This is a genomic window from Curtobacterium sp. LFS079 (assembly GCF_047977865.1).
GTDB lineage: Bacteria > Actinomycetota > Actinomycetes > Actinomycetales > Micrococcaceae > Arthrobacter.
In genome coordinates this window covers 296,590-322,060 of record NZ_JBFPFO010000005.1, presented here as the reverse complement: position 1 = coordinate 322,060, position 25,471 = coordinate 296,590, and the positions used below count along the sequence as shown (strand labels likewise).

Below are 25,471 nucleotides of genomic sequence, written 5' to 3'. Positions count from 1 at the left end.
CCCCCCCCCCCCAACCCCCCCCCCCGACCCTCCGCCCCCCCCCCGGGGGCCCCCCCGCCCGCCGCGCCGCCCGCCCCCACAGCTGTACGTTCGCGCTATGCGGACTGGCTCGGGGCGGTTAGTCCTGGAACCAGATCTTGATCTCCCGCTCTGCGGATTCCACGGAATCCGAGCCGTGGACCAGGTTCTGCTGGACTGCCAGGCCCCAGTCCCGGCCGAAGTCGCCGCGGATGGTGCCGGGGGCCGCCGTCGTCGGGTCGGTGGTGCCGGCCAGGGAACGGAAGCCTTCGATCACGCGGTGGCCTTCGAAGATCGCGGCGACCACGGGGCCGCTGAGCATGAACTCGACCAGCGGCTCGTAGAAGGGCTTGCCGACGTGCTCCTCGTAGTGCTGCTCCAGCAGTTCACGGCTGGCGTTGACCTTCTTGAGTTCGGCCAGGGCATACCCCTTGGCTTCGACGCGGGCCAGGATGCTGCCGCTGAGGTTGCGGGCGACGCCGTCGGGCTTGATCAGGACGAGGGTGCGCTCGATGCTCACAGTTGCTCCAATGCGGTGGTGGTGGGTTTCCCTGCCAGTTTACGGGGTTTGGCCGCCCGTACCGTGCTCGGCCTCCCAGTCCGCCTGTTCCCGGTCCCGCTGGGCATTCTCGCGGTCGATCCGCATCCCGGCGCGGATGCCGTACCACCAGCAGGCTGCGAACAGCACGCCGACGATGAACATCATCGGCTCCGCGAAACCGGTGAGGATCAGCACGATCTGCAAGGCCCAGCCGAGTCCGATCCCCCACGGCCTGCTGAGTACCGCGCAGGCGAGGACCAGCACCACGCTCAGGGCGATGCCGAAGCCCATGATCAGTGCCGGCGGCACTTCGCCGCGCTTGAGCCCGAACACCGCCAGGGTGGCGAAGAACGCCACGAAGGCTTCGAGAAGCAGCACCGTGGACGCGAACATGACCTTGGTGGAGCGCCGCTTCTTCGGCATGCCCGGGCGCCATTCGCGCTGGGCCTTGGTGAGTTTCGCCATCTCAGGCACCGGTCTTTCCGAGGAGGATCCGGGCTTCGGCCACCACGGTGATGGAACCGGTGATGAGGACGCCGCCGGCCAGGTCGTCATTGGCCTCGGAACGTTCGACGGCCCACTCGATGGCGTCGTCAAGGCTCTCGGCGATGTGCACGTTCTCTTCGCCGAAGCCAAGGTCCACGGCGAGTTCCGCGAGTTCCGCGGCCGGGATGGCACGGGGCGAGTTGGACTGCGTGAAGCAGAATTCGTCGGCGAGGTCGCCCAGGGATTCCTTGAGCTGGCGCAGGATTTCCTCGGCGTCCTTTTCCCGCAGCACGCCGATCACCACCACGAGCTTGCTGAAGTTGAATGCCTCGTGGATGGCTTCGGCGGAGACCCTGATGCCGTCCGGGTTGTGTCCGGCGTCGACGATGATGGTCGGCGCGGTGCGGACAACCTCCAGACGGCCCGGCGACGTGACCTTGCCGAAAGCCTCACGCAAGACCTCGCCGTCGAGCTCTTTCTCTCCGCCGCCGAAGAACGCCTCCAGCGCGGCAACTGCGACGGCCGCATTCTCGGCCTGGTGGGCGCCGTGCAGCGGCAGCAGGATGTCCTCGTAGCGGCCGGCGAGGCCCTGGATGGTCAGCACCTGGCCGCCGACGGCGACACTGCGTGATTCGACGCCGAACTCGACGCCTTCGAAGCGGAACGGCACCTCCAGCTCGCGGGCCTTGTCCAGGAGCACCTGTGCGGCGTCCACCGGCTGGACGGCGCTGACCAGGAAGCCGCCGGGTTTGATGATGCCGGACTTCTCCTGGGCGATGTCCGCCGTCGTGTCGCCCAGCAGGTCGGTGTGGTCCAGCGAGATCGGGGTGACCACGGAGACCTGGCCGTCGCCCACATTGGTGGCGTCGGTGATGCCGCCAAGGCCGACCTCGATCACGGCCACGTCCACGGGCTGGTCCGCGAAGACCGCGAAGCCCAGGATCGTGAGGCATTCGAAGTAGGTCAGCCGGGGCTGGCCCTCCGCGACGAGTTCCTTGTCCACGATCTCCAGGTACGGCCGGATCTCATCCCAGATACGCACGAACGTGGCATCGTCCACCGGTTCGCCGTTGATGCTGATGCGCTCGGTCACCTTGGACAGGTGCGGGCTGGTGTAGCGGCCGGTGCTCAGCCCGTGGGCGATGAGCCCGCGCTCGATCATGCGTGCCGTGGAGGTCTTGCCGTTGGTTCCGGTGATGTGGATGATCGGGAACGCCTTGTTGGGCTCCCCCAGAACGTCCATGGCCCGGAACAACGGGGCCAGCCGGGGTTCCATCTTGTTTTCCGGGGCCCGGCCCAGGAGTTCGGCGTAGACGCTCTCTACCGAGAATTCGTCGCTCATGCATCCACCTTCGCTACAGTCACGGCCGGCTCCTCAGCGTCAGCTGTGAGCACGGTTTCCAATTCCAAGGACAGCGTTTCGCCCTTCACCAGTTCGGCGTTGGCCGACAGTGCGTCCAGCACGTCCTGGCCCGCCTGCACGGTGGTGCGGATCCTGTCGCTGACATTCAATCCGGCGTCCTTTCGGGCCTGCTGGATGGCACGGACCATGTCGCGGGCCAGTCCTTCGGCTTCCAGCTCCGGCGTGACCTCGGTGTTCAGCACCACGAAGCCGCCGCCCGGGAGCATCGCGACAGCCTTGCTGGCGGCAGCACCGCCGTCGGCCGATTCCGCCACCACGGTTTCCAAGGTGTACTCCTGCGGCTCAAGCTCAAGACCGCCGGCGGTGACCACTCCGGCGTCGCTGACCGACCAGTCGCCTGACTTGGAGCCTTTGATGGCCTGCTGGACGTTCTTGCCCAGGCGCGGGCCGGCGGCCCGGGCGTTGACCACGAGCTTCTGTTCGATGCCGAACTCTTCCGGCGAGGCGGCTGCGGCGTCAAGGAGCCGGACCGAGCGCAGGTTCAGTTCATCGGCGACGACGGCGGCAAACCCTTCCAGCGCGTCTGCGCCGGGTGCCACAACGGTCAGTTCCTGCAGGGGCAGGCGGACGCGCAGCTTGGCAGCCTTGCGCAGGGACGAGCCGGTGGAGCAGATCTGCTGCACACGGTCCATCGCGGCCACGAGCTCCGGCTTGGCCGGGAACAGCGCAGGGTCCGGCCAGTCGGCCAGGTGCACGGAGCGGCCGCCGGTCAGGCCGCGCCAGATCTCCTCGGTGACCAGCGGCAGCAAGGACGCGGCCACGCGGCACACGGCTTCAAGCGCCGTGTAAAGGGCATCGAAGGCGTCAGTGTTCTCGTCGAAGAAGCGCTGGCGGCTGCGGCGCACGTACCAGTTCGTGAGCATGTCCAGGTAGCTGCGCAGTTCGTCGCAGGCGCCGGAAATGTCGTAGCTGTCCAGGCTGGCGGTCACCGAGCGCACCAGGTCGCCGGTGTTGGCCAGCAGGTACTGGTCCAGTTCGTCGGCGTAGCCGTCGTAGCGCAGCGTGGCGTCGTAGCCGGCGCCGCCGTTCGCGGCATTGGTGTACAGGGTGAAGAAGCTGTACACGTTCCACAGCGGCAGGATCACCTGGCGCACGCCGTCGCGGATGCCCTGTTCGGTGACAATCAGGTTGCCGCCGCGCAGGATGGGGCTGGACATCAGGAACCAGCGCATGGCGTCGGAGCCGTCGCGGTCCAGGACCTCGGAGACGTCCGGGTAGTTGCGCAGCGACTTGGACATCTTCTGTCCGTCCGAGCCAAGCACGATGCCGTGGCTGATGACGTTGCGGAACGCCGGACGGTCGAAGAGCGCGGTGGACAGGATGTGCAGCATGTAGAACCAGCCGCGCGTCTGCCCGATGTATTCCACGATGAAGTCCGCCGGGTTGTGGGTGTCGAACCAATCCCCGTTCTCGAACGGGTAGTGCACCTGGCCGTACGGCATGGACCCGGAGTCGAACCAGACGTCGAGCACGTCTTCCACGCGGCGCATGGTGGACTTGCCCGTCGGGTCGTCCGGGTTTGGCCGGGTCAGCTCGTCGATGAACGGGCGGTGCAGGTCCACCTGGCCCTCGTTGTTCACGGGCAGGCGGCCGAAGTCGGCCTCGAGGTCCGCCAGCGAACCGTAGACGTCGGTACGCGGGTACTCGGGATCGTCGGACTGCCAGACGGGGATCGGGGAACCCCAGTACCGGTTACGGCTGATCGACCAGTCGCGGGCGTTTTCCAGCCACTTGCCGAACTGGCCCTCCTTGACGTTGCCGGGGATCCAGTTGATCTCCTGGTTCAGCTCGGACATCCGGTCCTTGAACTTGGTGACCTCCACGTACCACGAGGAAACCGCGCGGTAGATCAGCGGGTTGCGGCAGCGCCAGCAATGCGGATAGCTGTGCTCGTAGCTGGCCTGGCGGACCAGGCGGCCGTCGGCGCGCAGCACCTGGGTGATGGGCTTGTTGGCTTCGAAGACCTGCAGGCCCACGATTCCGGCAAGCTCGCCGTGCGAGAACAGCGGCAGGAACTTCGCGCCCTCGTCCACGGAGAGCACCACTGGTATGCCGGCGTCTTCACAGACTTTCTGGTCGTCTTCACCGTAGGCCGGGGCCTGGTGGACGATGCCGGTGCCGTCGCTGGTGGTGACGTAATCGGCCACGAGGAACCGCCAGGCGTTCTGCGTACCGTACTTCTCGGCGTCGGCGAAGTCGTTCCACAACGGCTCATACTCCAGCCCGGCGAGCTCGGCGCCCGCGTAGGTGGCCTCAACCGCCGCCGAGGCGGCAGCCGCGTCGTCGTATCCGAGGTCCTTGGCGTACGAACCAAGCAGATCGGCGGCCAGCAGGAAGCGGCCGGTGACCGGCGCCTCCTCCGAAGCGGCCTTCACGCCGTTCGGGCCGGCCGGCACCACGGCGTAGGAGATCTCCGGCCCGACGGCGAGCGCCAGGTTGGTGGGCAGCGTCCAGGGCGTGGTGGTCCAGGCGAGCGCCTGGACGCCCGCGAGCGCCTTCGAGAGCTCCGACTCCCCCGCCTTGACGGGGAAAGTCACGGTGACGGTCTGGTCCTGGCGGTTCTTGTAGACGTCGTCGTCCATGCGCAGCTCATGGTTGGACAGCGGCGTCTCGTCCTTCCAGCAGTACGGCAGCACGCGGTAACCGTTGTAGGTGAGGCCCTTCTCGTGCAGTTGCTTGAAGGCCCAGAGCACGGACTCCATGTACTCGACGTTGAGGGTCTTGTAGTCGTTCTCGAAGTCCACCCAGCGGGCCTGGCGGGTGACGTAGGCCTTCCACTCGTTGGCGTACTTCATCACGGAGGCGCGGCAGGCGTCGTTGAACTTGTCGATGCCCATGGCTTCGATCTGGGTCTTGTCCGTCATGCCGAGCTGCTTCATGGCTTCCAGTTCGGCGGGCAGGCCGTGGGTGTCCCAGCCGAAGCGGCGTTCGACGCGCTTGCCGCGCTGGGTCTGGTAGCGGCCCACCAGGTCCTTGGCGTAACCGGTGAGCAGGTGGCCGTAGTGCGGCAGTCCGTTGGCGAAGGGCGGGCCGTCGTAGAAGACGAATTCGTTGCTGCCGGGGGTCCCGCCGGGAAGGTCGCGGTCACGTGCATCGATGCTGGCCTGGAACGTCCCGTCCTCATCCCAGTACTTGAGGATGCGCTCTTCGATCTCCGGGAACTTCACAGAAGCGGAAACACCGGCGGCAGTGCCGTCACCGGAAGAGGCCGTCGCGGCCTTGGGATAAAAAGTCATCTCGAATCCTGGTCTGAGCTGGTGGGACTGTTTGTCTGTCAGGATGCGAGGACGGCGCCCGTGCCGCTTGCGCTGCACCGGTACCGCGGTACCACCTCACTTACCGTCGCCTGCCCTCCTGCGGAGGGACCGGCGTCGGCCGCTCATTGCTGCTGTGTCGGGCTTACCCGTCCGGTTCTACTTGCCCCCGCGGGCGGGAGTGTTCTTCCGGAAGCTCACCGGTGATGGCCGGGTCGATGCTTGTGCCACAAGTCTAGCGGCAGCCGGACACCGGCCTCCACCTGGACGCCCGCTCCTGGCGTAGGTGTCTCACGGGACGGCTGTCTAGACTCGGGCTCATGCCCCCTACTGCAAGCCCGAAGCCCCGCTCCCGGCGCCGCACCGTATTCGCCGTTGCCGTGCTGGCGGTCCTTCCCGTGGCAGTGCTGTCGTTGTTCCGTGCGCTCCCCGTGGAATGGCCGACGCCGGTGGTCCAGTTGCTGGCGTTCACGCCGTGGGTGGTTCTTCCGGCAGCCGTGGCGGCAGGGCTGGGACTGTTCAGCCGGCGCAAGTGGCTCGCCGCTGCCGCATTGGTGCTGTTCCTGGTACAGATCTTCTGGCTGTTCCCGCTGGATTTCGGCCGGCCCCTGCCCCGCGCGGCAGACGCGGTGGAGCTGCCTGTGATGAGCATCAACTCCAAATACGGGCAAGCGGACGCGGCGGAGGTGGTCCGCCTGGTCCGGGATCACGGCGTGAAGCTGCTGGCAGTCCAGGAACACTCCGCGTCCCTTGAAGGGGCACTGGACCGGGCCGGCCTGGAGACGCTGCTGCCACACCGGATCAGCAGCCCGACGGATGACCGGGCCGGCAGCGCCGTGTATTCCGTCTATCCCTTGGAGGCGGCAGGTCTGCTTCCGGACACACCGTTCCACATGCCGACCGTCCGGGTCGTGGCGAAGGCTGGCGGTTTGTCAGCCATTTTCGAGGTGACGAATGTGCACACGATGCCACCCTTGGGTTCCCGGATCGCCCAGTGGCGGCACGACCTCGCGGCCGTGGGGCGGCTTGGGTCCAAGCCCGGCCTGCGGGTGCTGCTGGGCGACTTCAACGCCGGGTACGACCACCGTGAGTTCCGGCAACTCCTGGACGGACCCCTCGCCGGCGGCGCTGACGGGCGCAAGCTGGTGGATGCCGGGATCGCTAACAACAGCCGTCTGGTCCCCACCTGGCCCATGGAAGGGATGAAGCTGCCTGGCGTGGTCCTGGACCATGTCGTCACCACGCCGGAGATCGACACCACGGGCTACTCAGTCCACCGGATTCCGGGCAGCGACCACGCAGCCGTCATCGCAACCCTCGCGGTTCCGGCGGCGCGTTAGCCGCACCGTGCCTCAGCCCTTGCGGATGAGCTTGTGGTTGGCGGCCTGTGCCACGGGCCGTACGGTGATGTGGTCCAGGTTGATGTGGTGCGGTACGGACACCGCGTAGCGGACCACCTCGGCCACGTCTTCGGCGAGCAGCGGCTTCTCGACGCCGGCGTAGACCTTCGCTGCGGCTTCGGCGCTGCCGAGGCGGTTCAGGGCGAATTCCTCGGTGTACACCAGGCCCGGGGCCACCTCGATCACGCGGACATTGTTTTCGGCTTCCTCAAGACGGAGCGCACCGGTGAGTGCGTGCTGGGCGTACTTGGCCGCGTTGTAGCCGCCGCCGCCTTCGTAAGCCGCCAGAGCCGCGGTGGAGGTCAGGTTCAGGATGGTGCCTTCGCCGTTGCTGCGGAGCATGGGCAGGAAGGCCCGGATCATCTTCATGGTGCCCAGCACGTTGACCTGGTACATCCATTCCCAGTCGTCGGTCCGGGCGTTGGCCAGGGTATCCGCACCCCGGGCGCCGCCGGCGATGTTGATCAGGGTGTCCACCCCGCCGTGCCGTTCCACCAGGCGGAGCAGGATGTCGACGTCTTCGTCGTTGCTGATGTCCGCCGGGACCGCTACTGCGCCCGTTTCATCGGCCAGTGCGGAGAGCCGCTCCGCACGGCGGGCCACCGCATAGACCTTCCAGCCGTCGGCGGTCAGCGCGCGCACCGTCGCCTCCCCGATGCCCGTGCTGGCTCCGGTCACTACCGCGGTCTTCGTCTGTGCTTCCTCAGTCATGGCACCACACTAACCCGCTTTGCCCGGGCCGATCGCGTGGCCCAGGATATGGTCGAACGGCGGTGCCAGGCGGGCAGCAGCGAAGCTGAAACGCCGGTTGTCCACGACCTTGAACCCGGCTTCCACAATGGCCTCCAAGGTGTCCCTGTTGGGATGGCATCCACCGGCCATTAGCTGCCAGGCCGGGCTCACGAAATCTTCCACGGCAGCTGCGAACCTGCGGCTGGAGCGCACGTGTTCATAGAAGGCCAGCGTCCCTCCAGGACGAAGGACCCGGCGGATTTCGGCGAGCGCGGCAGCCTGCTCCGGAACGCTGCACAGGACAAGACTGACGACGACGGCATCCGCGCTTTGGTCCGGCGCGGGGATCTCCTCAGCCGTCCCGGGGAGAACCTGGACGGAGACGGGGGCCTCTCGCCCCTTTTCGGACGCGATCTTCCTGAGGTAGTCGTCAGGTTCCACGGCCAACACACTTTGGACGGCGTCCGGGTAATAGGCAAATGATGAGCCTTCTCCTGCGCCGACCTCGATGACGGATCCGTGCAGGCCGGCCAGGAGTTCGCGACGGTGCTCGCCGGCGCCGCGTTGGTCCATGTGCTGCACTGCCCGTGCGTAGGCGCGGGCGAATCGGGGATGCTGCGGCGTCACTGGCTGGCCTTTCCGTGCGTTTGCCCACGTCCGGAATCCGCGAGGTACTCGAGAAGGACCCGGGCGTGGTTGACCTCAGGGTCCCGGGCCGCGTACAGCAAGGTCACCCTGGGATGCTTCCGTGCCAGTTCCATCAGGGTGTCCACGGCGGGGTTCTGTTCCAGTTCGGCCAGGTACGCCGTCCGGAAATCTGCGAAACGCTCCTGCATGTGCGCGAACTCCGTACGGAGGGGCGTTGAAGGGGCAATCTCCTTCAGCCACAGGTCCAAGCCGGCCCGCTCCTTGCTCACCCCGCGCGGCCAGAGGCGGTCCACCAAAACCCGGCAACCGTCGTCGTCGGAGGCTTCGTCATAGATGCGTTTGGTCACGAAAATCTTCTTGAGTTCAGCCATGCGCCGGATGCTAGTGCAACTCGGTGCAACTTGCACTGAAGTTTGATGAAACAATTGACCCCATGGCTGAATCAACGCAGGGTACAGACACGCCCGCCCCCGCTCCCATCAACGTTCCGGACAAGCCGGCCCTGGAAGGCCTGGAGACGGCCCTCACCCAGCGCTGGCTCGAGGACGGCACCTACAAGTTCAACCCGGACACCACCCGTGAAGCGGTCTATTCGATCGACACTCCCCCGCCCACCGCGTCGGGATCCCTCCACGTGGGCCACATGTTCTCCTTCACCCACACCGACGTCGTCGCCCGCTACCAGCGCATGCGCGGCAAGAACGTCTTCTACCCCATGGGCTGGGACGACAACGGCCTCCCCACCGAGCGTCGCGTCCAGAACTACTACGGCGTCCGCTGCGATCCGGCCATCCCCTACAACGCCGACTACCGCCCGCCGGCTACCCCGGCGAAGAACCAGCGCGACTTTGATGTGATTTCGCGCCGGAACTTTATCGAACTCTGTGAAGAGCTCGCGGTCGAGGATGAGAAGGTCTTCGAGAACCTGTTCCAGACCCTCGGCCTTTCCGTGGACTGGAACCTCACCTACCGCACCATCGATGACACCTCCCGTGCAGTGTCCCAGCGCGCCTTCCTGGCGAACCTGGCCTCAGGCGACGCGTACATGGCCGAGGCACCGACCCTGTGGGACGTCACGTTCCGCACCGCCGTCGCGCAGGCCGAGCTGGAAGACCGGGAAATGCCCGGCGCCTACTACCGCTACCCGTTCTTCACCGCCGAGGGCGAGAAGATCTTCATCGAGACCACCCGCCCGGAACTGCTGGCAGCCTGTGCCGCGCTGGTGGCAAACCCCGACGACGAGCGCTACCAGCCGCTGTTCGGCAAGACTGTCACCTCCCCCTTGTTCGGCGTCGAGCTTGAGGTCAAGGCCCACCCGCTCGCCAAGGCGGACAAGGGTTCGGGCATCGCCATGGTCTGCACCTTCGGCGACCTCACCGACGTCACCTGGTGGCGCGAACTGCAGCTGCCCACCCGCGCCATCGTCGGCCGCGACGGCCGCATCGTGGCCGACACCCCGGACTGGATCACCACCGACGCCGGCCGCGAAGCCTATGCCGCAATCGCCGGCAAGACTGTGTTCAGCGCCAAGGAAGCCGTGGTGGAACTGCTCGGCGAGGCCGGCCTGCTGGACGGCGAACCGAAGAAGATCATGCACCCCGTGAACTTCTTCGAAAAGGGCGACAAGCCCCTCGAAGTGGTCACCTCCCGCCAGTGGTACATCCGCAACGGCGGCCGCGACGAGGACCGCCGCGAACGCCTGATCGGCCGCGGCCACGATATCGACTTCCACCCGTCCTTCATGCGTTCGCGCTACGAGAACTGGATCTCCGGCCTGAACGGCGACTGGCTCGTCTCCCGCCAGCGCTTCTTCGGTGTGCCGATCCCCGTCTGGTACCCGCTGGACGCTGAGGGCAACCCGGAGTACGAAAACCCGATCCTGCCCACCGACGCGATGCTCCCCGTGGACCCCGCCGCCGATGCTGCTCCGGGCTACGACGAGTCGCAGCGCGAGCAGCCGGGCGGCTTCACCGGCGACGCCGATGTCCTGGACACCTGGGCCACCTCCTCCCTGACGCCGCAGATCGTGGGCGGCTGGAGCCGCGACGAGGAACTCTTCGGCAAGGTCTTCCCCTTCGACCTGCGCCCGCAGGGCCACGACATCATCCGCACCTGGCTGTTCTCCTCGGCCGTGCGTGCCGACGCCCTGCAGGACATTGCGCCGTGGAAACACGCCGCGATTTCGGGCTGGATCCTGGACCCGGACCGCAAAAAGATGTCCAAGTCCAAGGGCAACGTGGTGGTTCCCACCGATGTGCTCAACGAATTCGGCTCCGACGCCGTGCGCTACTGGGCTGCTTCGGCGAAGCTCGGTGCGGACACGGCTTACGAGATCGCGCAGATGAAGATCGGCCGCCGCCTGGCCATCAAGCTGCTCAACGCTTCGAAGTTCGTCCTGAACCTTGGCGCCACCGAGAACTCGGTGCTCTCTGGCGACCTGTCGGTGCTCAGCAACCCGCTGGACCGGGCACTGCTCGCCCAGCTGGCCGACGTCGTTGCGCAGGCCACCAAGGCCTTCGACAGCTACGACCACGCCCGCGCACTGCAGATCGCGGAAACGTTCTTCTGGCAGTTCACCGACGACTATGTCGAGCTGATCAAGGACCGCGCCTACGGTGCCGCCGGCGAAGCCGAGCAGGCCTCGGTGCTCGCGGCCCTGGCCACCACCTTGGACTCGTTGCTCCGCCTGTTCGCCCCGTTCCTGCCCTTCGCCACCGAAGAGGTCTGGAGCTGGTGGCGTGCCGGTTCGGTGCACCGTGCCGCATGGCCGGCTCCGGTGGAAATCGCCGACGGCGACACCACGATGCTCGGCACCGTGGGCCTGGCCCTGAGCGGCATCCGCAAGGCCAAGTCCGAGGCGAAGGTCAAACAGCGCACGGAGGTGCTGTCTGCCGCGATCTCCGCCAACGAGTCCTTCGTGGCACAGCTCAAGGCCGGCCTGGGCGATTTGAAGGCTGCGGCTAATGCGCGGGAGCTCTCCCTCGTGTCGGCCGACGGCGAGCTCACGGTCAGCAACGTGGTCCTGGCACATGCCGAGGAAGCACAAAGCTAAATCCGGAATTGTTCCGGGAGCTTCCTGCGGGAGGCTCCCGGGACTGCCGGCCCGGGACAGCCGGGAAGTTTCCGGGCAAAGGGGAAGCCCCATCAGCGTTTTGCCGTTGGTGGGGCTTCGACTTTTCGGCTGTCTGGTGACGACTTGACAGTCTGGCGGAATCCTCGGAATTTCAGGTCTTCCTAGTTCGTCACAACTAGCTCGCTTCTGACTTTGCCGAAGGCTGCGTCAGATGCATATCACTGAATCTTTGGTTTCCGCGTCCCGCTTCTTTCGAAGTGGGTAAGTTCTATTCTTGACCCGCCCAATGGGCAGCGCAAGGCCTCGGCGCGAACTACTGTGCTGTAATTCCGCTGACCTGTTTCAGACCTCGCAGGCACGCCGATTGGACACCACGCCGGCGCGCGGTGTGGCACAGTAAAGCCATGCCGGAACTTCCAGAGGTCGCCGGGTTGCGCGCCTTCCTCGACACGAAGCTGCGCGGAGCCATCCTGACAAAGCTCCAAATCACGTCCTTCGCGGTGCTGAAGACCGCCGACCCACCGTACTCCGCGTTGGAGGGACGAACCGTCGTCGGCGTTCAGCGCTTTGGCAAGTTTCTCGACCTCGACACGGAGGGCGTCCACTTCGTCTTCCACCTCGCCAAGGCCGGCTGGCTGCGCTACACCGAGAATCCTTCACCGGCCCCGCTCCGTCTCGGCTCCAGCCCGATCGCGGCGCGCCTCGCCTTCACCGCTGCGCCGTCCGCGGCCTCCGACGGCGGTCCGGCGAAGATGGCTTTCGACCTCACCGAAGCCGGCAGCAAGAAGAGCCTCGCGGTCTATGTCGTCCGCGACCCGCAGGAGATCCCTGGCATCGCGTCCCTGGGCCCGGATCCCCTCGCCCCGGAATTCACCAGGGAGGTCTTCGACGGCATTCTTTCGGCGTCCCAGCAGATCAAGGGACTGCTCCGCAGTCAGAGCGTGGTGGCCGGGATCGGGAACGCCTACAGCGACGAAATCCTCCACGCCGCCAGGATCTCGCCGTTCGCGATAGCGAAAACGCTCGACGACGGCAGCAGGGACCGATTGTTCGCCGCGATCGGCGAGGTGCTTGGCGGAGCCGTGGAGTCCGCCGTCGGGAAAGCCCCGGGCGAGCTCAAGGACAGCAAGCGGAGCACGATGAGGGTGCATGGCCGCGCGGGGCAAACCTGCCCGGTGTGCGGGGACACGGTCCGGGAGGTTTCCTTCGCTGACACCGCCCTGCAGTACTGCCCGGGCTGCCAGACGAACGGAAAGATCCTCGCGGACCGCCGGACATCCCGCTTCCTCAAATAGGCGGCCGGACCATTTCGGATGCAGGAACGCCCGCAGCCATTCCTGCCCACAACAGCTCGGTTGTCGCCGCCGTGAGAGCGTCAATCGATGTTCCATCCAAGAGGTCGCCCGCGGCCAGGACCGCGGCCCCGTGCACGCTTGCGAAGCAGACCAGCGCGAGCTTCCCATCATCCCCCGGCGCCAATTCCCCCGCGTCCTGCGCGCCCGCAATTATGGCCCGGGCGGCAGTTATGCCTTCTTCACTGATGCTGCGCAGTTCCTCGCCCGCATCCGGGTCATGCTTGGTGGAGTGCATCACGGCCAACAGGACCGGGTGCGCGACCGCGAATTCCACGTAAGCCCACGCGATCCGGACGAAGCGCGAGCGGTAGTCTCCTGGCTGTTCAGCCGCCGCCAATATTCCAGCGTTCATGGTGCGGAAGCCATCAAGGGCGAGGGCATCAAGCAGGGCCTGCTTGTCACGGAAATGCCTCCCCGGCGCAGCATGGCTCACGCCCAGCTCGCGTGAGAGTTGCCTCAGTGAAAGGCCTTCGATTCCCACCTCTTCAATGAGTGCTGCGGCACGGGTGAGCAATGCCTCGCGGAGCCTGCCGTGATGGTAGGGCAGATTGGTCATGGGAGCAGTATAGCCAAAGTTGCCATTGACAACATAGAGGGCGGTGCCTACGATGTTGCCACTGACTACATCAGTGGCTGCATGAATGGCTGCACTACCGAACGGACGATATGACCATGATCTACACCGGAACCACAGCGCTCATCACCGGGGCCAGCTCCGGACTCGGCGCCGAGTTTGCCGCAAGGTTCGCTGCACGCGGAGCCAACCTTGTGCTGGTGGCCCGGCGGACCGACAGGCTCGAGGAGCTGGCCCGCACGCTGCGCGACACACATGGCGTTTCCGTGACTACGCTCGCGAAAGACCTGAGCCGTGCGGGAGCAGGAACAGAGATCCGAAACGAGCTGGCCCGGCAAGGCATCCGCATCGATACCCTGGTCAACAACGCTGGATTTGGCACGAGCGGACCGTTAGTCGAGGAAGATCCCGCGGTCATCTCAACGGAGATCTCCCTCAACGTGGCCTCCCTTGTCGAAACCACACGGGCATTCCTTCCCGGGATGCTGGCCGCCGGGAGGGGTGCACTGATCAACGTCGCCAGCACTGCGGCTTTCCAGCCCGTGCCCGGGATGGCGGTCTACGGCGCAAGCAAGGCGTTTGTCCTAAGCTTCACCGAAGCCGTGGCCCACGAGACAAAAGACTCCGGGCTTCGTGTGCTTGCTCTGTGCCCGGGCGCTACCCGCACCGAGTTTTTCGATGTGCTCGGGACCCAGGCTGCAGCCGTCGGCCGGATGCAGAGCGCCAGCGCGGTGATCGACACTGCCCTGCGCGCCCTGGACCGCCGCACGACCCCGGTGAGCGTCGTCTCAGGCCTTGGAAACCGGATGCTTGCCGGCATCGCCCAGCGTTTGCCGCGCAGCGTCTCGCTCGCCATTGCGGGCAGGGCCGTACAGAACTAGCCCCACAGCCCGGCAGGATCCGGCGTCAGTTGAATTCCGGGCTCTCCGTACGGCTGCGCTTCAGCTCGAAGAAATGCGGGTAACCGGCAAGCGTCACCGAGGCATCCCAGATCCGCCCGGCCACCTCACCGCGCGGAATGCGGGTCAGCACCGGGCCGAAGAACGCGGTGCCGTTCACGGAGACCACCGGCGTGCCGACGTCCTGGCCCACCAGCGAGATTCCCGCTTCATGGCTGCTGCGGAGCTGCCCGTCGAACTCATCGCTATCGGCGAAGCGGGCGAGCTCTGCGGGCAGGCCGGTCTGGGCCAGTGCCTTTTCGATGACCGATGCCCGGTCCTTGTTGCCCTCGTGGTGGAATTCTTCGCCCATGGCGTCGTAGAGCGGCTTGATGAACTCGCTGCCGTGCAGTTCCTTCGCCGCGATGATGACACGCACCGGCCCCCAGGAGTCATCCATCATGGCCCGGTAATCAGCGGGAAGATCGCGGCCCTCGTTGAGGACCGAGAGGCTCATGACGTTCCAGGTGGTTTCGATGTCGCGCACAGCCTCGACTTCACCGATCCAGCGCGATGTCACCCAGGCGAAGGGGCAGATCGGGTCGAACCAGAAATCTACCTTGTTGACGGTCTGCTCAGGCACAGGGGTACTCCTTGGAGAGGAAGACGGAAGAAATAAACAAGCCATGGCCGCCCGGACGGGCAGCGGCTCCGTTGATGCGAACCGCGGCTCAGGCGGACTTATTCCGGCGCTTCGCTACCACTTCGTGGGCGATCATGGTTGGGGCTGCCTTCTTGGCAACTGCGTCCGCGGTGATGACCACACTGGCGATGTCGTCCCGGCTGGGCAGGTCGAACATGACCGGCAGCAGGACTTCCTCCATGATCGCACGCAGGCCGCGGGCGCCGGTGCCCCGCTCCAAAGCCTGGTCGGCGATCGCGTCCAGGGCCTCGTCGTCGAACAGCAGTTCGACGCCGTCCAGCTGGAACATCTTCTGGTACTGCTTGATCAGGGCGTTCTTCGGCTTGGAAAGGATCTGGATCAGAGCCGCCCGGTCAAGGTTGGACACCGTGGTGATCACAGGCAGGCGACCGATGAATTCCGGGATCAGGCCGAACTTGAGCAGATCCTCCGGCATGACCTCGCCGTAGCTGTCGACGTTGTCCTTGACCTCGTTCAACGGGGCACCGAAGCCGATGCCTTTGCGTCCGGAGCGGGACCCGATGATGTCTTCGAGACCGGCGAAAGCGCCCGCAACAATGAAGAGCACATTTGTGGTGTCGATCTGGATGAATTCCTGGTGCGGGTGCTTTCGCCCGCCCTGCGGCGGCACGGACGCCACCGTGCCTTCGAGGATCTTCAGCAGGGCCTGCTGCACGCCCTCGCCGGACACGTCCCGCGTGATGGAGGGGTTTTCGCTCTTGCGGGAGATCTTGTCGATCTCGTCGATGTAGATGATGCCCTGTTCGGCCTTCTTGACGTCGTAGTCCGCGGCCTGGATGAGCTTGAGGAGGATGTTCTCCACGTCCTCGCCGACGTAGCCGGCCTCCGTGAGGGCGGTGGCATCGGCGACGGCGAAGGGCACGTTCAACCGCCGGGCCAGCGTCTGCGCAAGGTAGGTCTTGCCGCAGCCCGTGGGGCCGATCAGCAGGATGTTGGACTTGGCGATCTCCACGTCTTCGTGGTGGCCGCCTTCGCCGAGCCCGCCCTTGGGGGCATGCCCGGCCTGGATGCGCTTGTAGTGGTTGTAGACCGCGACGGCGAGCGACCGCTTGGCGGGTTCCTGGCCGATGACGTATTCCTGCAGGAAGTCGAAGATCTCCCGGGGCTTGGGCAGTTCGAAGCTGCCCAGATCCGACACTTCGGCGAGTTCTTCTTCGATGATCTCGTTGCAGAGTTCGATGCACTCGTCACAAATGTAGACGCCGGGCCCGGCAATCAGCTTGCGCACCTGCTTCTGGCTCTTTCCACAGAAAGAACACTTCAGCAGATCCGTGCTCTCGCCAATCCGGGCCATGTGGGAATCCCTTCGTTTCTTGCGGGCGGAACCTCGCTGCCCTGCTCCTGCGTGAGGAGCCACAGCGGGCGCTGCCATGACAACTTCCACTGTAAGACACAATGGGCTGCTTGGGTTGAAACAGGACGCCGGTGCGGTCCATATTTCCTTGGACCACACCGGCGTCCTGGTGTTGCCTGGCTAGCGGGCGATTGCCTGCGGCTTGATCTTCCGCGAGTCGAGGACCTGGTCGATCAGGCCGTAGTCCTGCGCCTCCGCGGCGGTGAGGATCTTGTCGCGTTCGATGTCGTTGTTGACCTGTTCGGACGTCCGGCCCGAGTGGTGGGCCAAGGTGTCTTCCAGCCAGGTCCGCATGCGCATGACCTCGGCCGCCTGGATCTCAAGGTCCGAAGCCTGGCCACCCTGGCCGCCGGACAGGGCCGGCTGGTGGATCAGCACACGGGCGTTCGGCAAGGCGAGGCGCTTGCCGGGCGTGCCGGCCGCGAGCAGGACTGCCGCCGCGCTGGCTGCCTGGCCCAGGCACACGGTCTGGATCTCCGGGCGGATGTACTGCATGGTGTCGTAGATCGCGGTCATGGCCGTGAACGAACCGCCCGGCGAGTTGATGTACAGGGTGATGTCGCGATCCGGGTCCGTGGACTCGAGGACCAGCAACTGGGCCATGATGTCATCGGCCGAAGCGTCGTCCACCTGCACGCCGAGGAAGATAATGCGGTCCTCGAAGAGCTTCGTGTAGGGATCCTGGCGCTTGAAACCGTAAGGCGTGCGCTCCTCGAACTGCGGGAGGACGTAGCGGCTGGATGGGAGGTTGCCGGCAGACCATCCGAAGTTGTAGTTCATTTCATTGCTCCTGGTTTTCAGTGGGTCTTGCTGCCGGTTACTTCTCGGAGTTGGAGGCGTTCTGGGTTCCGCCTCCACCAGCCACGGATCCAGCGTGGGCGGAAATCTTGTCGAAGAAGCCGTACTCGAGTGCCTCGGTGGCGGTGAACCACTTGTCGCGGTCGTTGTCCTTGAGGATGGTCTCCACGGTCTGGCCGGTCTGGTCCGCGGTCAGCTCCGCCATGACCTTCTTCATGTGCAGGATGAGCTCGGCCTGGATCTTAATGTCCGAGGCGGTGCCACCGATGCCGCCCGAAGGCTGGTGCATCAGGATGCGGGCGTTGGGGGTGGCGTAGCGCTTGCCCTTCGTGCCCGAGGAAAGCAGGAACTGGCCCATGGAGGCAGCCAGGCCGGTGGCCACGGTGACGACGTCGTTCGGGATGAACTGCATGGTGTCGTAGATGGCCATGCCCGCAGTCACCGAACCACCCGGGGAGTTGATGTAGAGGTAGATGTCCTTTTCCGGGTCCTCGGCGGAGAGCAGGAGAAGCTGGGAGCAGATCGCGTTGGCGTTCTCGTCACGGACTTCGGAACCGAGCCAGATGATGCGCTCTTTCAGCAGGCGGTTGTAGATGTAGTTGTCCTGGGCTGCCGGATCGACTGTTGCCATCCGGGGCGCCTCTGCATGCTGTGACATAAGTACTTACCTCTCGCTGGTGACAGGGCCGTTGCTGAAGTTGCCATCCCTGATCTTCACTACTTGGACACTAACCGGTTTCGCAGCCGTTTTGTTCTCCGGAATCGCACTGTTCGCTGACGGCGCACGACTGCCGTGCGGGGCAGCATTCCGCAGTAAACCGGCTTAAAAAGCACACCCCCGGATCGGCAGATCCGGGGGTGTGCTGAAGCCTGATTAGAACTTCACTGCTGCAGGGTCGTCGCTGGGGACGGTCGCTACGGCTTCCTCGGCCTCTTCGGGAGCGGGAGCCTCGGCAGCTTCACCCGCAGGGCGGACGAAGTCGCTCAGGTCGACCTTGTTGCCTTCGGTGTCGACAACCTCGGCCTGGCCCAGGACGACGGCCAGTGCCTTGCGGCGGCGGACCTCGGAAACCATCATGGGAACCTGGCCGCTCTGGTCGATGATCTGGGCGAACTGGTTCGGGTCCATGCCGTACTGGCCGGCGGTGCTGACAATGTAGTCGATCAGCTCGTTCTGGCTGACGCCGACCTCTTCCTTGTCGGCGATGGCGTCGAGGATGATCTCGTTCTGGAAGGCGCGGGCGGTGTTGGCCTTGACCTCTTCGCGGTGCTCTTCGGTGTCGTGCTCGCCTTCTCCGTGGGAGTTCTCCGGGTTGAAGTGCTGTTCCAGCTGTTCTTCGATGACGGAGTCCGGAACGGGAACCTCGATCAGCTCAACGAGCTTGTCCAGGACCTTGTCGCGGGCTTCGACGCCCTGGCCGACAACCTTGGACTCGGCTGCCTGCTTGGCGAGGTCCTCACGCAGTTCGGCAAGGGTGTCGAACTCGGAAGCCAGCTGGGCGAAGTCATCGTTGGCTTCCGGCAGCTCGCGCTCCTTGACGGCCTTGACGACGACTTTTACCTGTGCGGCCTCGCCGGCGTGCTCGCCGCCGACCAGCGTGGTGTCGAAGATTGCCTCTTCTTCGGCGGACAGGCCGGAAACGGCCTCGTCCAGGCCTTCGAGCATGGTGCCGGCGCCGACCTGGTAGGACAGGCCCGAAGCGGAGTCGACCTCGGCGCCATCGACGAGGGCGGTGATGTCGATGGTCAGGAAGTCATCGTTCTTGGCCGGGCGGTCAACGGACTTCAGCGTGCCGAAGCGGCCGCGGAGTTCGTCGAGGGCCTTGTCGACGTCGGCGTCGGAAGACTCGGCAGCGGCAACCTCAACCTTGATGCCGGCGTAATCCGGGAGTTCAACCTCGGGGCGGACGTCGATCTCGACCTGGAACTTCAGTTCGCCATCGGTGGAGGAGGGGTCCGGAACCTCGGTGATCTCAACCTCGGGACGGCTCAGCGGGCGGACGCCGGTTTCCTGCACGGCGGCCTGGTACCAACCGTTGAGGCCATCGTTGATGGCCGTCTCCAGGACGTAGCCGCGGCCAACGCGCTGGTCGATGAGCTTGGACGGAACCTTGCCCTTGCGGAATCCGGGAACCTGGATCTGCGAAGCAACGGTCTTGTAAGCGGCATCGATGCTCGGCTTCAGTTCTTCAAAGGGAACCTCAACATTGAGCTTGACCCGCGTTGCGGTGAGGTTCTCGACAGCGCTCTTCACAGTCTAAGTACTCCTGGTTTTGTGGGATGGGTTTCTGCCGCGTTCCCGGATCGGAACAGGCTCACAGAGTCGGGGTGACAGGATTTGAACCTGCGACTTCCTGCTCCCAAAGCAGGCGCTCTAGCCAAGCTGAGCTACACCCCGTGAGTGCACAGGACAGTCTACGGCCAAGAATCGCCAGTTTGCACATTTGACACTTGGCACCTGAATTGGGTTAAGTTAGATCCGGCTTGAACAGCCGCCGGGAATTGCATGGATACGTCAATCCTGCACTACTCCGGGGACGTAGCTCAATGGTAGAGCCTCAGTCTTCCAAACTGATTACGCGGGTTCGATTCCCGTCGTCCCCTCCAGAAATACGAAAGGGCCCCTCGCGAGGGGCCCTTTCGTGTTTGCGGCTTCCTTCCCGAGTACGTCGGGTGCCGGAATCAACCGGCTTCAGCGGGTGACCAGTCCGGAAATCACCGCCATCAGCGCCGCGGCTCCGAGGAGCAGCCTCAGATGTTGCATGGGGACGAAGAAAAAGGTGTGCCTGTTGAAATAAGCCGGGCGGGCCTGCGCTCCTTCAAGGGCAAGTTGCTCTTCGGACTGCGCGCGGGCTTCGCCAAACGACTGAGGTGCCGGCAGCCCCGGTAGGCTCGCCAGATAATGATCATCTGCCCAGCCTGGAATCGCGGGTACAGGTGCCGCGATCGGAGATCGGTTGCCTGTGGATAACTGGCCCGGCATACTGCCTCAGTCCTGGCAGCCGGGGCACCAGTAGAGCTTGCGGGCAGCGATCTCGGTGAGTGCCACCGCTGTGCCGCAGCGGCGGCAGTCCTGCCCGGCACGCTGGTAGACATAGTGGGCTTCGCCGTCGAGCGGTCCTGCTTCTCCCCCGCTCCACAGCGCGGCGGGCGTCGTGATGATCCGGCCGTCCCGGACGCCGTCGGACATTGCGGCGACGGTGTCGTCCCACAGGAGACCGGCCGCCTCCATGCCGAGCGTGATTCCCGGGGTCCACGGATCAATGCCCTGCCGGAACAGGACCTCGGCCCGGTAGATGTTGCCGACGCCGGCCAGCACGGACTGGTCCATGAGCAGAAGGCCGACCGCGGCCTTGCGGCGCAGCAGCCGCGCAATGAATTCCTCCCGGTCCCCCGGGACCAGGTGCAGCGGGTCCGGGCCCAGCTTCGCCCGCGCGGTCCGGGCCTCCTCGCCGGTAAGGGCCGCGCAGGTACTGGCACCCCGCAGGTCGGCCCAGCCGTGCTCTGAGACAAGCCGGACCCGCACCGCACCCACGGGTTCCGGCGGCCCGGTGTAGCTTCCGTCGTCGCCGGCGGGACCGGACTCCCGTTCGCCGATCCGGCGGGGTGCCCCGATGCTCGAGGCGCCGCGGAAGGTTTCGTCGCCGCCGAAATCCCACGCCCCGTAGAGGCCGAGGTGGACATGCAGGTACAGCCCGTTGTCGAAACGCAGGAAGAGTTGCTTCCCGTGCGCCGTGGCCTCAAGCATGCGCTGGCCGTCAAGGAGGGCCGCGCCGGCGGCGAAGCGGCCCTGCGGGCTGGTAACCCGCAGGGCACTGCCGCCGAAGACGTCCTGGAACTGGCGTGCCAGCCGGTGGACGGAATGCCCTTCCGGCACTATTCGACGATTTCGCCGGTGGTTTCGTACGTGGCGATCTTGCCGATACGGCGCACGTGCCGCTCGTCGTTGCTGAAGGGCTCCTCGAGGAAGAATTCGATCAGCTTGGTGGCTTCCTCCACGCTGTGCTGACGGCCGCCGACGGCAACGACGTTGGCATCGTTGTGTTCGCGGGCGAGCTTGGCCGTGGATTCGTTCCAGGCCAGGGCTGCGCGCACACCCGTTACCTTGTTGGCGGCGATCTGCTCGCCGTTTCCGGATCCGCCCAGGACGATGCCAAGGGCGTGGACGCCGGCTTCCTGGTCCGCCACAACGGCGCGGGCGGCGTTGATGCAGAAGGAGGGGTAGTCGTCCAGGGCGTCGTATTCCTTGGGGCCGTGGTCAACAACCTCGTAGCCCTTGGCCGTGAGGTGGCTGACAAGGTGGGCGCTGAGCTCCATGCCGGCATGATCCGTGGCAATGTGGACGCGGGGTGTGGTCACTGGAAGTCCGTTCGATCTGGGGCGCGGAACGGCATGGGCCGGGCCACGGCGGTGAGGGGATGCGGTTCTAGGGTACTAGGACCCCGCCACCGATGCGCTTTGAGTCGCGGTGCTTATTGCCCGTGTGCCCGGTCAGCCACCCTGTTCAGCAGCCCGGCAAGCCGGTCCGCACTCGCCAGGCTGCCCGCGCTGAGGGCCACCTGCCGCCCGTTGAGTTGCCGCACGACGACGGCGGGCCCGCTGCTGACGAGCATCGCAGTCGCGCCGCCGTGGTGCCGGAAGCCCCAGCCGCCGAAGTCCGCGGCCTTGACTTCCGCGGGCGTGGCGGCGGCGATGTCCACCGCCGGAACCCTCAGAATCCGCAGCACCCCGGCAAGGAACACTTCGAGGCCGCCACGGTCCGCTTTGACACGGACGAAGAGGAAGCAGGCGCCAAGGATAGCGACCCCGAACAGCAGGGCGCCGAGCCACGGCACGGCCACGGAAATCAGCATCGCCGGAAACACCGCGGCCACGCAGATCATGACAAACACGGAACTGCGGGCGTGGACCCAAAGTTTCAAGGAATCATCGGCCAGCCCGGGGTCTTCCCGGAGGATGCGTTCGGCTTCGAGGGCGGCGTCATCTTCCCGCGTCCACCGCGGATCGGGTTTGAAGGCGAAGACCATCACTACCCCCAGTGACAGTGCTGCGCCCGCCCCAAGGGCAAGGACGGTGGCGTCGACGTGGGAACTTCGGGCGTCCGCCAGCCCGGCCTGGCCTACCAGTCCGGCGGCGAGCACGGCAGTGATGAACAGGCTCACCATCAGGCCGAGTCCCATCATGAGCCGCCGCATGATGGCCGGCCGGGAAATCGGCACCGCCTGGATGAACACGAGCCATCCCGCCAGGACCATCAGGGAAGCCCCGCCCGCCACATAGGCGGCAAAGGGCGCAAAGCTGCTGCCGCCGTCGGCGTTCCAGGTCACCGCGAGGGGATCCGGAAGGTCCGGCCGGAGCATGAGTGCGCAGACAACGAAAGCTGCGGCGAGGAGGAGGGGGAACGCCACTGCAAAGCGCAGTGCCCGGAAATCGAGAGAATCGCGCAGCTTGCCCATGGCTTAAAGCTACTCCGGGGCGGCGACACTTTGTGATGCGCCTTGCCAAGCGGGAAGGAACTGAAAGAATGGCTTCACAGCGCCGGAGCCGGTTGAGCCCGTCCGGCTTCTCTGCACACCACTTCTTGGAGGCACCCCTTGCCAGGCCTGAACCTCACCCGCGCCGAAGCCGCGGAACGCGCGGAACTGCTCGCCGTCGAGTCCTATGACGTCACACTCGACCTGACGAAGGGCGGGACGGTCTTCGGATCGACCACGGTCGTGAAGTTCACCGCCACAGCCGGATCGTCCACGTTCATCGATGCCATCACGGACAAGGTGCACAGCGTCACCCTGAACGGCAGGGAACTGGACCCGGCAGAAGTGTCCGACGGCGTGCGCATCCAGCTGCCGGACCTCGCGGCCGAGAACGAGCTCACCGTGGTGGCCGACGCCCCCTACATGAACACCGGCGAAGGCCTGCACCGCTTCGTGGACCCGGTGGACGGCGAGGTCTACCTCTACACGCAGTTCGAGGTGCCGGACTCCCGGCGGATGTTCGCCGTCTTCGAACAGCCGGACCTGAAGGCCACCTTCACCTTCACCATCACCGCCCCCTCCCACTGGGACGTCATCTCCAACTCGCCCACGCCCGTACCGGTGGAGACCGCACCCGGGGACAACGGAGAGGCCCGTTCGGTCTGGACCTTCGCACCCACTCCGCGGCTGTCCTCCTACGTCACGGCGCTGATCGCCGGCCCGTACCAGTCAGTGCGCAGCGAAGTCACCAGCGCCGACGGCCGCGTTGTCCCGCTCGGCGTCTTCGCCCGCAAGTCCCTCATGCAGTACCTCGACGCGGAGAACATCTTCGAACTGACCCGCCAGGGCTTCGAGTTCTTCGAGGCCCAGTTCGGCTTCCCCTACCCGTTCGAGAAGTACGACCAGCTGTTCGTCCCGGAATTCAACGCCGGCGCCATGGAGAACGCCGGCGCCGTGACCATCCTGGAAGGTTACGTCTTCCGCGGAAAGGTGGCCGAAGCGCAGGTGGAACGCCGCGCCATCACGGTCCTGCATGAACTGGCCCACATGTGGTTCGGCGACCTGGTGACGATGCGGTGGTGGAACGACCTCTGGCTCAACGAATCCTTCGCCGAGTACATGTCCCACCTGGCCGCCGTCGAGAACACCGCCTTCGACCATGCCTGGACCACCTTCGCCTCGGTGGAGAAGTCCTGGGCGTACCGACAGGACCAGCTGCCCACCACCCACCCGATCTTCGCCGAGATCAACGACCTGCAGGACGTTGAAGTCAACTTCGACGGCATCACCTACGCCAAAGGCGCCTCGGTGCTCCGCCAGTTGGTGGCCTGGGTGGGTCCGGAGCAGTTCATGGCAGGTGTCCGCGAATACTTCAGGAAGCACGCCTGGAAGAACACCGAACTGTCCGACCTCATGGTGGAACTCGAGGCCGCCAGCGGCCGCGAACTGGACCAGTGGGGCAAGCTCTGGCTCGAAACGGCGGGCGTCAATACCCTCTCCTCCGAGATCGACGTGGACGGCGACGGCGTCATCACCTCGTTCACGATCCGCCAGACGGCCATCGCCGATCAGCCGGTGCTGCGGCCGCACCGCCTCGCCGTCGGCTTCTACGAGCTCTCCGAGGCAGGCAAGCTCGAGCGGGTGCACCGCGAGGAACTCGACGTCGACGGCCCCGCCACTGAGGTCCCGGCACTGCTCGGGAAGACGCGGCCGGCGTTGATCCTGCTCAACGACGACGACCTCGCCTACGCCAAGGTCCGTCTCGATCCCGTATCCCTGGCAAGCGCGAAGGCGCACCTGAAGGATTTCGCCTCAAGCCTGCCGCGCACCCTGGTGTGGGGATCGGCGTGGGACGCCGCCCGTGATGGCGAGACGCCGGCCCGTGGCTACGTGGAGCTCATCCTTGCCAACATCGCCTCGGAGACCGATTCCTCGGTGATCCTCGTCCAGCTGCGGCAGCTTGCCACGACCCTTAACTTCTACGTTGCCGAGGAGCATAAGGACGCCACGGCCGAGGCCGCCGCCGACAGGCTCTGGGAACTGGCGTCCTCCGTGGCCGCCGGCTCGGACGCGCAACTGCAGTTCGTGAAGTCCTTCGCACTGCTCGCCCGGAGTGGAAGCCAGCTGGACACGATCCAGGCTTTGCTGGAGGGGACGCGTTCCCTGCCCGGCCTCACCCTGGACCAGGACCTGCGCTGGGAACTGCTCACATCCCTCGTGGTCGGCGGCCGCGCGGACCAGGCCCGTATCGATTCCGAGCTCGAGCGCGACCACACCTCCAACGGCCAGAACGCCGCAGCGCTGGCAGCGGCCGCATTGCCGACACCCGAGGCAAAGGCTGCGGCCTGGGAAAAAATCGTGGTCACGGGCGAGCTTTCGAACGCCCTGCAGGGTTCGGCCGTCGCCGGCTTCACCCGGGTCCTGGACACCGGCCTGCTGGAACCGTTCGCGGAGAAGTACTTCGAAGCGGTCCCGGAGATCTTCGCCAAGCGGACGCACGCACTGGCCCAGCAGATCATCGTCGGCCTGTACCCGGCCCAGCTGACCACCCAGGACACGGTGGACCGGACCGATGCGTTCCTCGCCTCGCTGCCGGACGAAAGCGCGGCGCTGCGCCGCATGATGCTGGAGAACCGCGACGGCGTGGCCCGCGCCCTGCGCGCCCGGGCGGCCGACGTCTAGGCTCCCCGGACTTCGCTGCGCCTCCTGCCCGGCCGGGCGGGAGGCGCAGCGGCTTGG

21 protein-coding genes and 2 tRNA genes are annotated in these 25,471 nt (G+C 65.7%); 6 read left to right on the top strand and 17 right to left on the bottom strand.

Annotation, left to right across the window (positions count from 1 at the left end; genetic code table 11):
- Window positions 1-118: 118 nt before the first annotated feature.
- From ndk to ileS, 4 genes are read right to left on the bottom strand one after another with little or no spacing between them, the layout of a single operon-like run.
- The gene (gene ndk / locus ACNQPB_RS11615) at window positions 119-538 is read right to left on the bottom strand and encodes a nucleoside-diphosphate kinase (RefSeq protein WP_498751782.1); all 420 of its coding nucleotides are present in this window, start codon (window positions 536-538) and stop codon (window positions 119-121) included.
- Window positions 539-577: 39 nt separating this feature from the next.
- Window positions 578-1,024: a DUF4233 domain-containing protein gene (locus ACNQPB_RS11610; RefSeq protein WP_498751803.1), complete on the bottom strand. Its 447-nt coding sequence runs from the start codon at window positions 1,022-1,024 to the stop codon at window positions 578-580.
- A gap of 1 nt (window position 1,025) precedes the next feature.
- Complete coding sequence (locus ACNQPB_RS11605) at window positions 1,026-2,387, bottom strand: bifunctional folylpolyglutamate synthase/dihydrofolate synthase (protein WP_498751780.1); 1,362 nt, start codon at window positions 2,385-2,387, stop codon at window positions 1,026-1,028.
- Window positions 2,384-5,704 carry an isoleucine--tRNA ligase gene (ileS, locus tag ACNQPB_RS11600; protein ID WP_498751778.1) on the bottom strand — a complete coding sequence of 1,107 codons (3,321 nt, stop codon included), beginning with the start codon at window positions 5,702-5,704 and terminating at the stop codon, window positions 2,384-2,386. The genes ACNQPB_RS11605 and ileS overlap by 4 nt, the downstream gene beginning before the upstream one ends.
- Window positions 5,705-6,042: 338 nt before the next feature.
- Here ileS and ACNQPB_RS11595 point away from each other — a divergent pair, with 338 nt between their 5' ends.
- The gene (locus ACNQPB_RS11595; RefSeq protein ID WP_498751776.1) at window positions 6,043-7,062 is read left to right on the top strand and encodes an endonuclease/exonuclease/phosphatase family protein; all 1,020 of its coding nucleotides are present in this window, start codon (window positions 6,043-6,045) and stop codon (window positions 7,060-7,062) included.
- Window positions 7,063-7,074: 12 nt separating this feature from the next.
- On the opposite strand, the gene ACNQPB_RS11590 is transcribed toward ACNQPB_RS11595, so the two are convergent.
- The 3 genes from ACNQPB_RS11590 to ACNQPB_RS11580 are packed head-to-tail and all read right to left on the bottom strand — an operon-like array spanning window position 7,075 to window position 8,873.
- Window positions 7,075-7,833, bottom strand: a complete 759-nt coding sequence (locus tag ACNQPB_RS11590) for an SDR family oxidoreductase (RefSeq protein WP_498751774.1) — start codon at window positions 7,831-7,833, stop codon at window positions 7,075-7,077.
- Between the two features lie 9 nt (window positions 7,834-7,842).
- Window positions 7,843-8,481 (bottom strand): class I SAM-dependent methyltransferase, encoded by a 639-nt coding sequence (locus ACNQPB_RS11585; protein WP_498751772.1) that lies wholly within the window; start codon window positions 8,479-8,481, stop codon window positions 7,843-7,845.
- Complete coding sequence (locus tag ACNQPB_RS11580; protein ID WP_498751770.1) at window positions 8,478-8,873, bottom strand: DUF488 domain-containing protein; 396 nt, start codon at window positions 8,871-8,873, stop codon at window positions 8,478-8,480. The genes ACNQPB_RS11585 and ACNQPB_RS11580 overlap by 4 nt, the downstream gene beginning before the upstream one ends.
- 62 nt (window positions 8,874-8,935) lie before the next feature.
- Here ACNQPB_RS11580 and valS point away from each other — a divergent pair, with 62 nt between their 5' ends.
- Together valS and ACNQPB_RS11570 are read left to right on the top strand one after the other, a co-directional pair.
- Window positions 8,936-11,554, top strand: a complete 2,619-nt coding sequence (gene valS, locus ACNQPB_RS11575; protein ID WP_498751768.1) for a valine--tRNA ligase — start codon at window positions 8,936-8,938, stop codon at window positions 11,552-11,554.
- A gap of 425 nt (window positions 11,555-11,979) precedes the next feature.
- The gene (locus ACNQPB_RS11570; protein WP_498751766.1) at window positions 11,980-12,870 is read left to right on the top strand and encodes a DNA-formamidopyrimidine glycosylase family protein; all 891 of its coding nucleotides are present in this window, start codon (window positions 11,980-11,982) and stop codon (window positions 12,868-12,870) included.
- Here the strand turns inward: ACNQPB_RS11570 and ACNQPB_RS11565 are convergent.
- Window positions 12,863-13,486, bottom strand: a complete 624-nt coding sequence (locus ACNQPB_RS11565; RefSeq protein WP_498751765.1) for a TetR/AcrR family transcriptional regulator — start codon at window positions 13,484-13,486, stop codon at window positions 12,863-12,865. The two genes, ACNQPB_RS11570 and ACNQPB_RS11565, sit on opposite strands and share 8 nt — an antisense overlap.
- A gap of 110 nt (window positions 13,487-13,596) precedes the next feature.
- Here ACNQPB_RS11565 and ACNQPB_RS11560 point away from each other — a divergent pair, with 110 nt between their 5' ends.
- Window positions 13,597-14,385, top strand: a complete 789-nt coding sequence (locus ACNQPB_RS11560) for an SDR family NAD(P)-dependent oxidoreductase (protein WP_498751763.1) — start codon at window positions 13,597-13,599, stop codon at window positions 14,383-14,385.
- A 25-nt stretch (window positions 14,386-14,410) separates the two neighbouring features.
- On the opposite strand, the gene ACNQPB_RS11555 is transcribed toward ACNQPB_RS11560, so the two are convergent.
- The 6 genes from ACNQPB_RS11555 to ACNQPB_RS11530 form a co-directional block, all read right to left on the bottom strand.
- On the bottom strand, window positions 14,411-15,070 hold the full coding sequence (locus ACNQPB_RS11555; RefSeq protein ID WP_498751761.1) for a mycothiol-dependent nitroreductase Rv2466c family protein: 660 nt from the start codon (window positions 15,068-15,070) through the stop codon (window positions 14,411-14,413).
- 43 nt (window positions 15,071-15,113) lie between these two features.
- Window positions 15,114-16,400 (bottom strand): ATP-dependent Clp protease ATP-binding subunit ClpX, encoded by a 1,287-nt coding sequence (gene clpX, locus ACNQPB_RS11550; protein WP_498751759.1) that lies wholly within the window; start codon window positions 16,398-16,400, stop codon window positions 15,114-15,116.
- 180 nt (window positions 16,401-16,580) lie between these two features.
- On the bottom strand, window positions 16,581-17,240 hold the full coding sequence (locus ACNQPB_RS11545; RefSeq protein ID WP_074591379.1) for an ATP-dependent Clp protease proteolytic subunit: 660 nt from the start codon (window positions 17,238-17,240) through the stop codon (window positions 16,581-16,583).
- Window positions 17,241-17,277: 37 nt separating this feature from the next.
- Window positions 17,278-17,889, bottom strand: coding sequence for an ATP-dependent Clp protease proteolytic subunit (locus ACNQPB_RS11540; protein WP_120522031.1), 612 nt, complete (start codon window positions 17,887-17,889; stop codon window positions 17,278-17,280).
- Window positions 17,890-18,132: 243 nt separating this feature from the next.
- The gene (gene tig / locus ACNQPB_RS11535; protein WP_498751758.1) at window positions 18,133-19,512 is read right to left on the bottom strand and encodes a trigger factor; all 1,380 of its coding nucleotides are present in this window, start codon (window positions 19,510-19,512) and stop codon (window positions 18,133-18,135) included.
- A gap of 69 nt (window positions 19,513-19,581) precedes the next feature.
- Window positions 19,582-19,656 (bottom strand) — tRNA-Pro (locus tag ACNQPB_RS11530).
- A gap of 135 nt (window positions 19,657-19,791) precedes the next feature.
- On the opposite strand from ACNQPB_RS11530, the gene ACNQPB_RS11525 reads away from it, so the two are divergent.
- Window positions 19,792-19,865: transfer RNA gene (locus tag ACNQPB_RS11525), tRNA-Gly, on the top strand.
- Between the two features lie 382 nt (window positions 19,866-20,247).
- Here the strand turns inward: ACNQPB_RS11525 and ACNQPB_RS11520 are convergent.
- The 3 genes from ACNQPB_RS11520 to ACNQPB_RS11510 all read right to left on the bottom strand — a co-directional run bounded on the left by ACNQPB_RS11520 (window position 20,248) and on the right by ACNQPB_RS11510 (window position 22,714).
- Window positions 20,248-21,135 carry an Fpg/Nei family DNA glycosylase gene (locus ACNQPB_RS11520; protein WP_498751757.1) on the bottom strand — a complete coding sequence of 296 codons (888 nt, stop codon included), beginning with the start codon at window positions 21,133-21,135 and terminating at the stop codon, window positions 20,248-20,250.
- The gene (locus tag ACNQPB_RS11515) at window positions 21,135-21,617 is read right to left on the bottom strand and encodes a ribose-5-phosphate isomerase (protein ID WP_498751755.1); all 483 of its coding nucleotides are present in this window, start codon (window positions 21,615-21,617) and stop codon (window positions 21,135-21,137) included. Before ACNQPB_RS11515 ends, ACNQPB_RS11520 begins: the two co-directional genes overlap by 1 nt.
- A gap of 113 nt (window positions 21,618-21,730) precedes the next feature.
- Window positions 21,731-22,714, bottom strand: coding sequence for a hypothetical protein (locus ACNQPB_RS11510; RefSeq protein ID WP_498751753.1), 984 nt, complete (start codon window positions 22,712-22,714; stop codon window positions 21,731-21,733).
- Between the two features lie 138 nt (window positions 22,715-22,852).
- Between ACNQPB_RS11510 and pepN the strand changes: the two genes are divergently transcribed.
- Window positions 22,853-25,414: an aminopeptidase N gene (gene pepN / locus ACNQPB_RS11505; RefSeq protein WP_498751751.1), complete on the top strand. Its 2,562-nt coding sequence runs from the start codon at window positions 22,853-22,855 to the stop codon at window positions 25,412-25,414.
- Window positions 25,415-25,471: the final 57 nt, after the last annotated feature.

Excerpts from the sequence above, each read along its gene's own strand:
- valS (WP_498751768.1), top strand. The coding sequence starts at position 8,936 with ATGGCTGAATCAACGCAGGGTACAGACACGCCCGCCCCCGCTCCCATC.
- ACNQPB_RS11510 (WP_498751753.1), bottom strand. The coding sequence starts at position 22,714 with ATGGGCAAGCTGCGCGATTCTCTCGATTTCCGGGCACTGCGCTTTGCA.
- ACNQPB_RS11545 (WP_074591379.1), bottom strand. The coding sequence starts at position 17,240 with ATGAACTACAACTTCGGATGGTCTGCCGGCAACCTCCCATCCAGCCGC.
- ileS (WP_498751778.1), bottom strand. The coding sequence starts at position 5,704 with ATGACTTTTTATCCCAAGGCCGCGACGGCCTCTTCCGGTGACGGCACT.
- ACNQPB_RS11580 (WP_498751770.1), bottom strand. The coding sequence starts at position 8,873 with ATGGCTGAACTCAAGAAGATTTTCGTGACCAAACGCATCTATGACGAA.
- ACNQPB_RS11540 (WP_120522031.1), bottom strand. The coding sequence starts at position 17,889 with ATGGCAACAGTCGATCCGGCAGCCCAGGACAACTACATCTACAACCGC.
- ACNQPB_RS11590 (WP_498751774.1), bottom strand. The coding sequence starts at position 7,833 with ATGACTGAGGAAGCACAGACGAAGACCGCGGTAGTGACCGGAGCCAGC.
- ACNQPB_RS11560 (WP_498751763.1), top strand. The coding sequence starts at position 13,597 with ATGACCATGATCTACACCGGAACCACAGCGCTCATCACCGGGGCCAGC.
- ACNQPB_RS11570 (WP_498751766.1), top strand. The coding sequence starts at position 11,980 with ATGCCGGAACTTCCAGAGGTCGCCGGGTTGCGCGCCTTCCTCGACACG.
- ACNQPB_RS11565 (WP_498751765.1), bottom strand. The coding sequence starts at position 13,486 with ATGACCAATCTGCCCTACCATCACGGCAGGCTCCGCGAGGCATTGCTC.
- ACNQPB_RS11555 (WP_498751761.1), bottom strand. The coding sequence starts at position 15,070 with ATGGCTTGTTTATTTCTTCCGTCTTCCTCTCCAAGGAGTACCCCTGTG.
- clpX (WP_498751759.1), bottom strand. The coding sequence starts at position 16,400 with ATGGCCCGGATTGGCGAGAGCACGGATCTGCTGAAGTGTTCTTTCTGT.
- ACNQPB_RS11605 (WP_498751780.1), bottom strand. The coding sequence starts at position 2,387 with ATGAGCGACGAATTCTCGGTAGAGAGCGTCTACGCCGAACTCCTGGGC.
- ACNQPB_RS11595 (WP_498751776.1), top strand. The coding sequence starts at position 6,043 with ATGCCCCCTACTGCAAGCCCGAAGCCCCGCTCCCGGCGCCGCACCGTA.
- ACNQPB_RS11610 (WP_498751803.1), bottom strand. The coding sequence starts at position 1,024 with ATGGCGAAACTCACCAAGGCCCAGCGCGAATGGCGCCCGGGCATGCCG.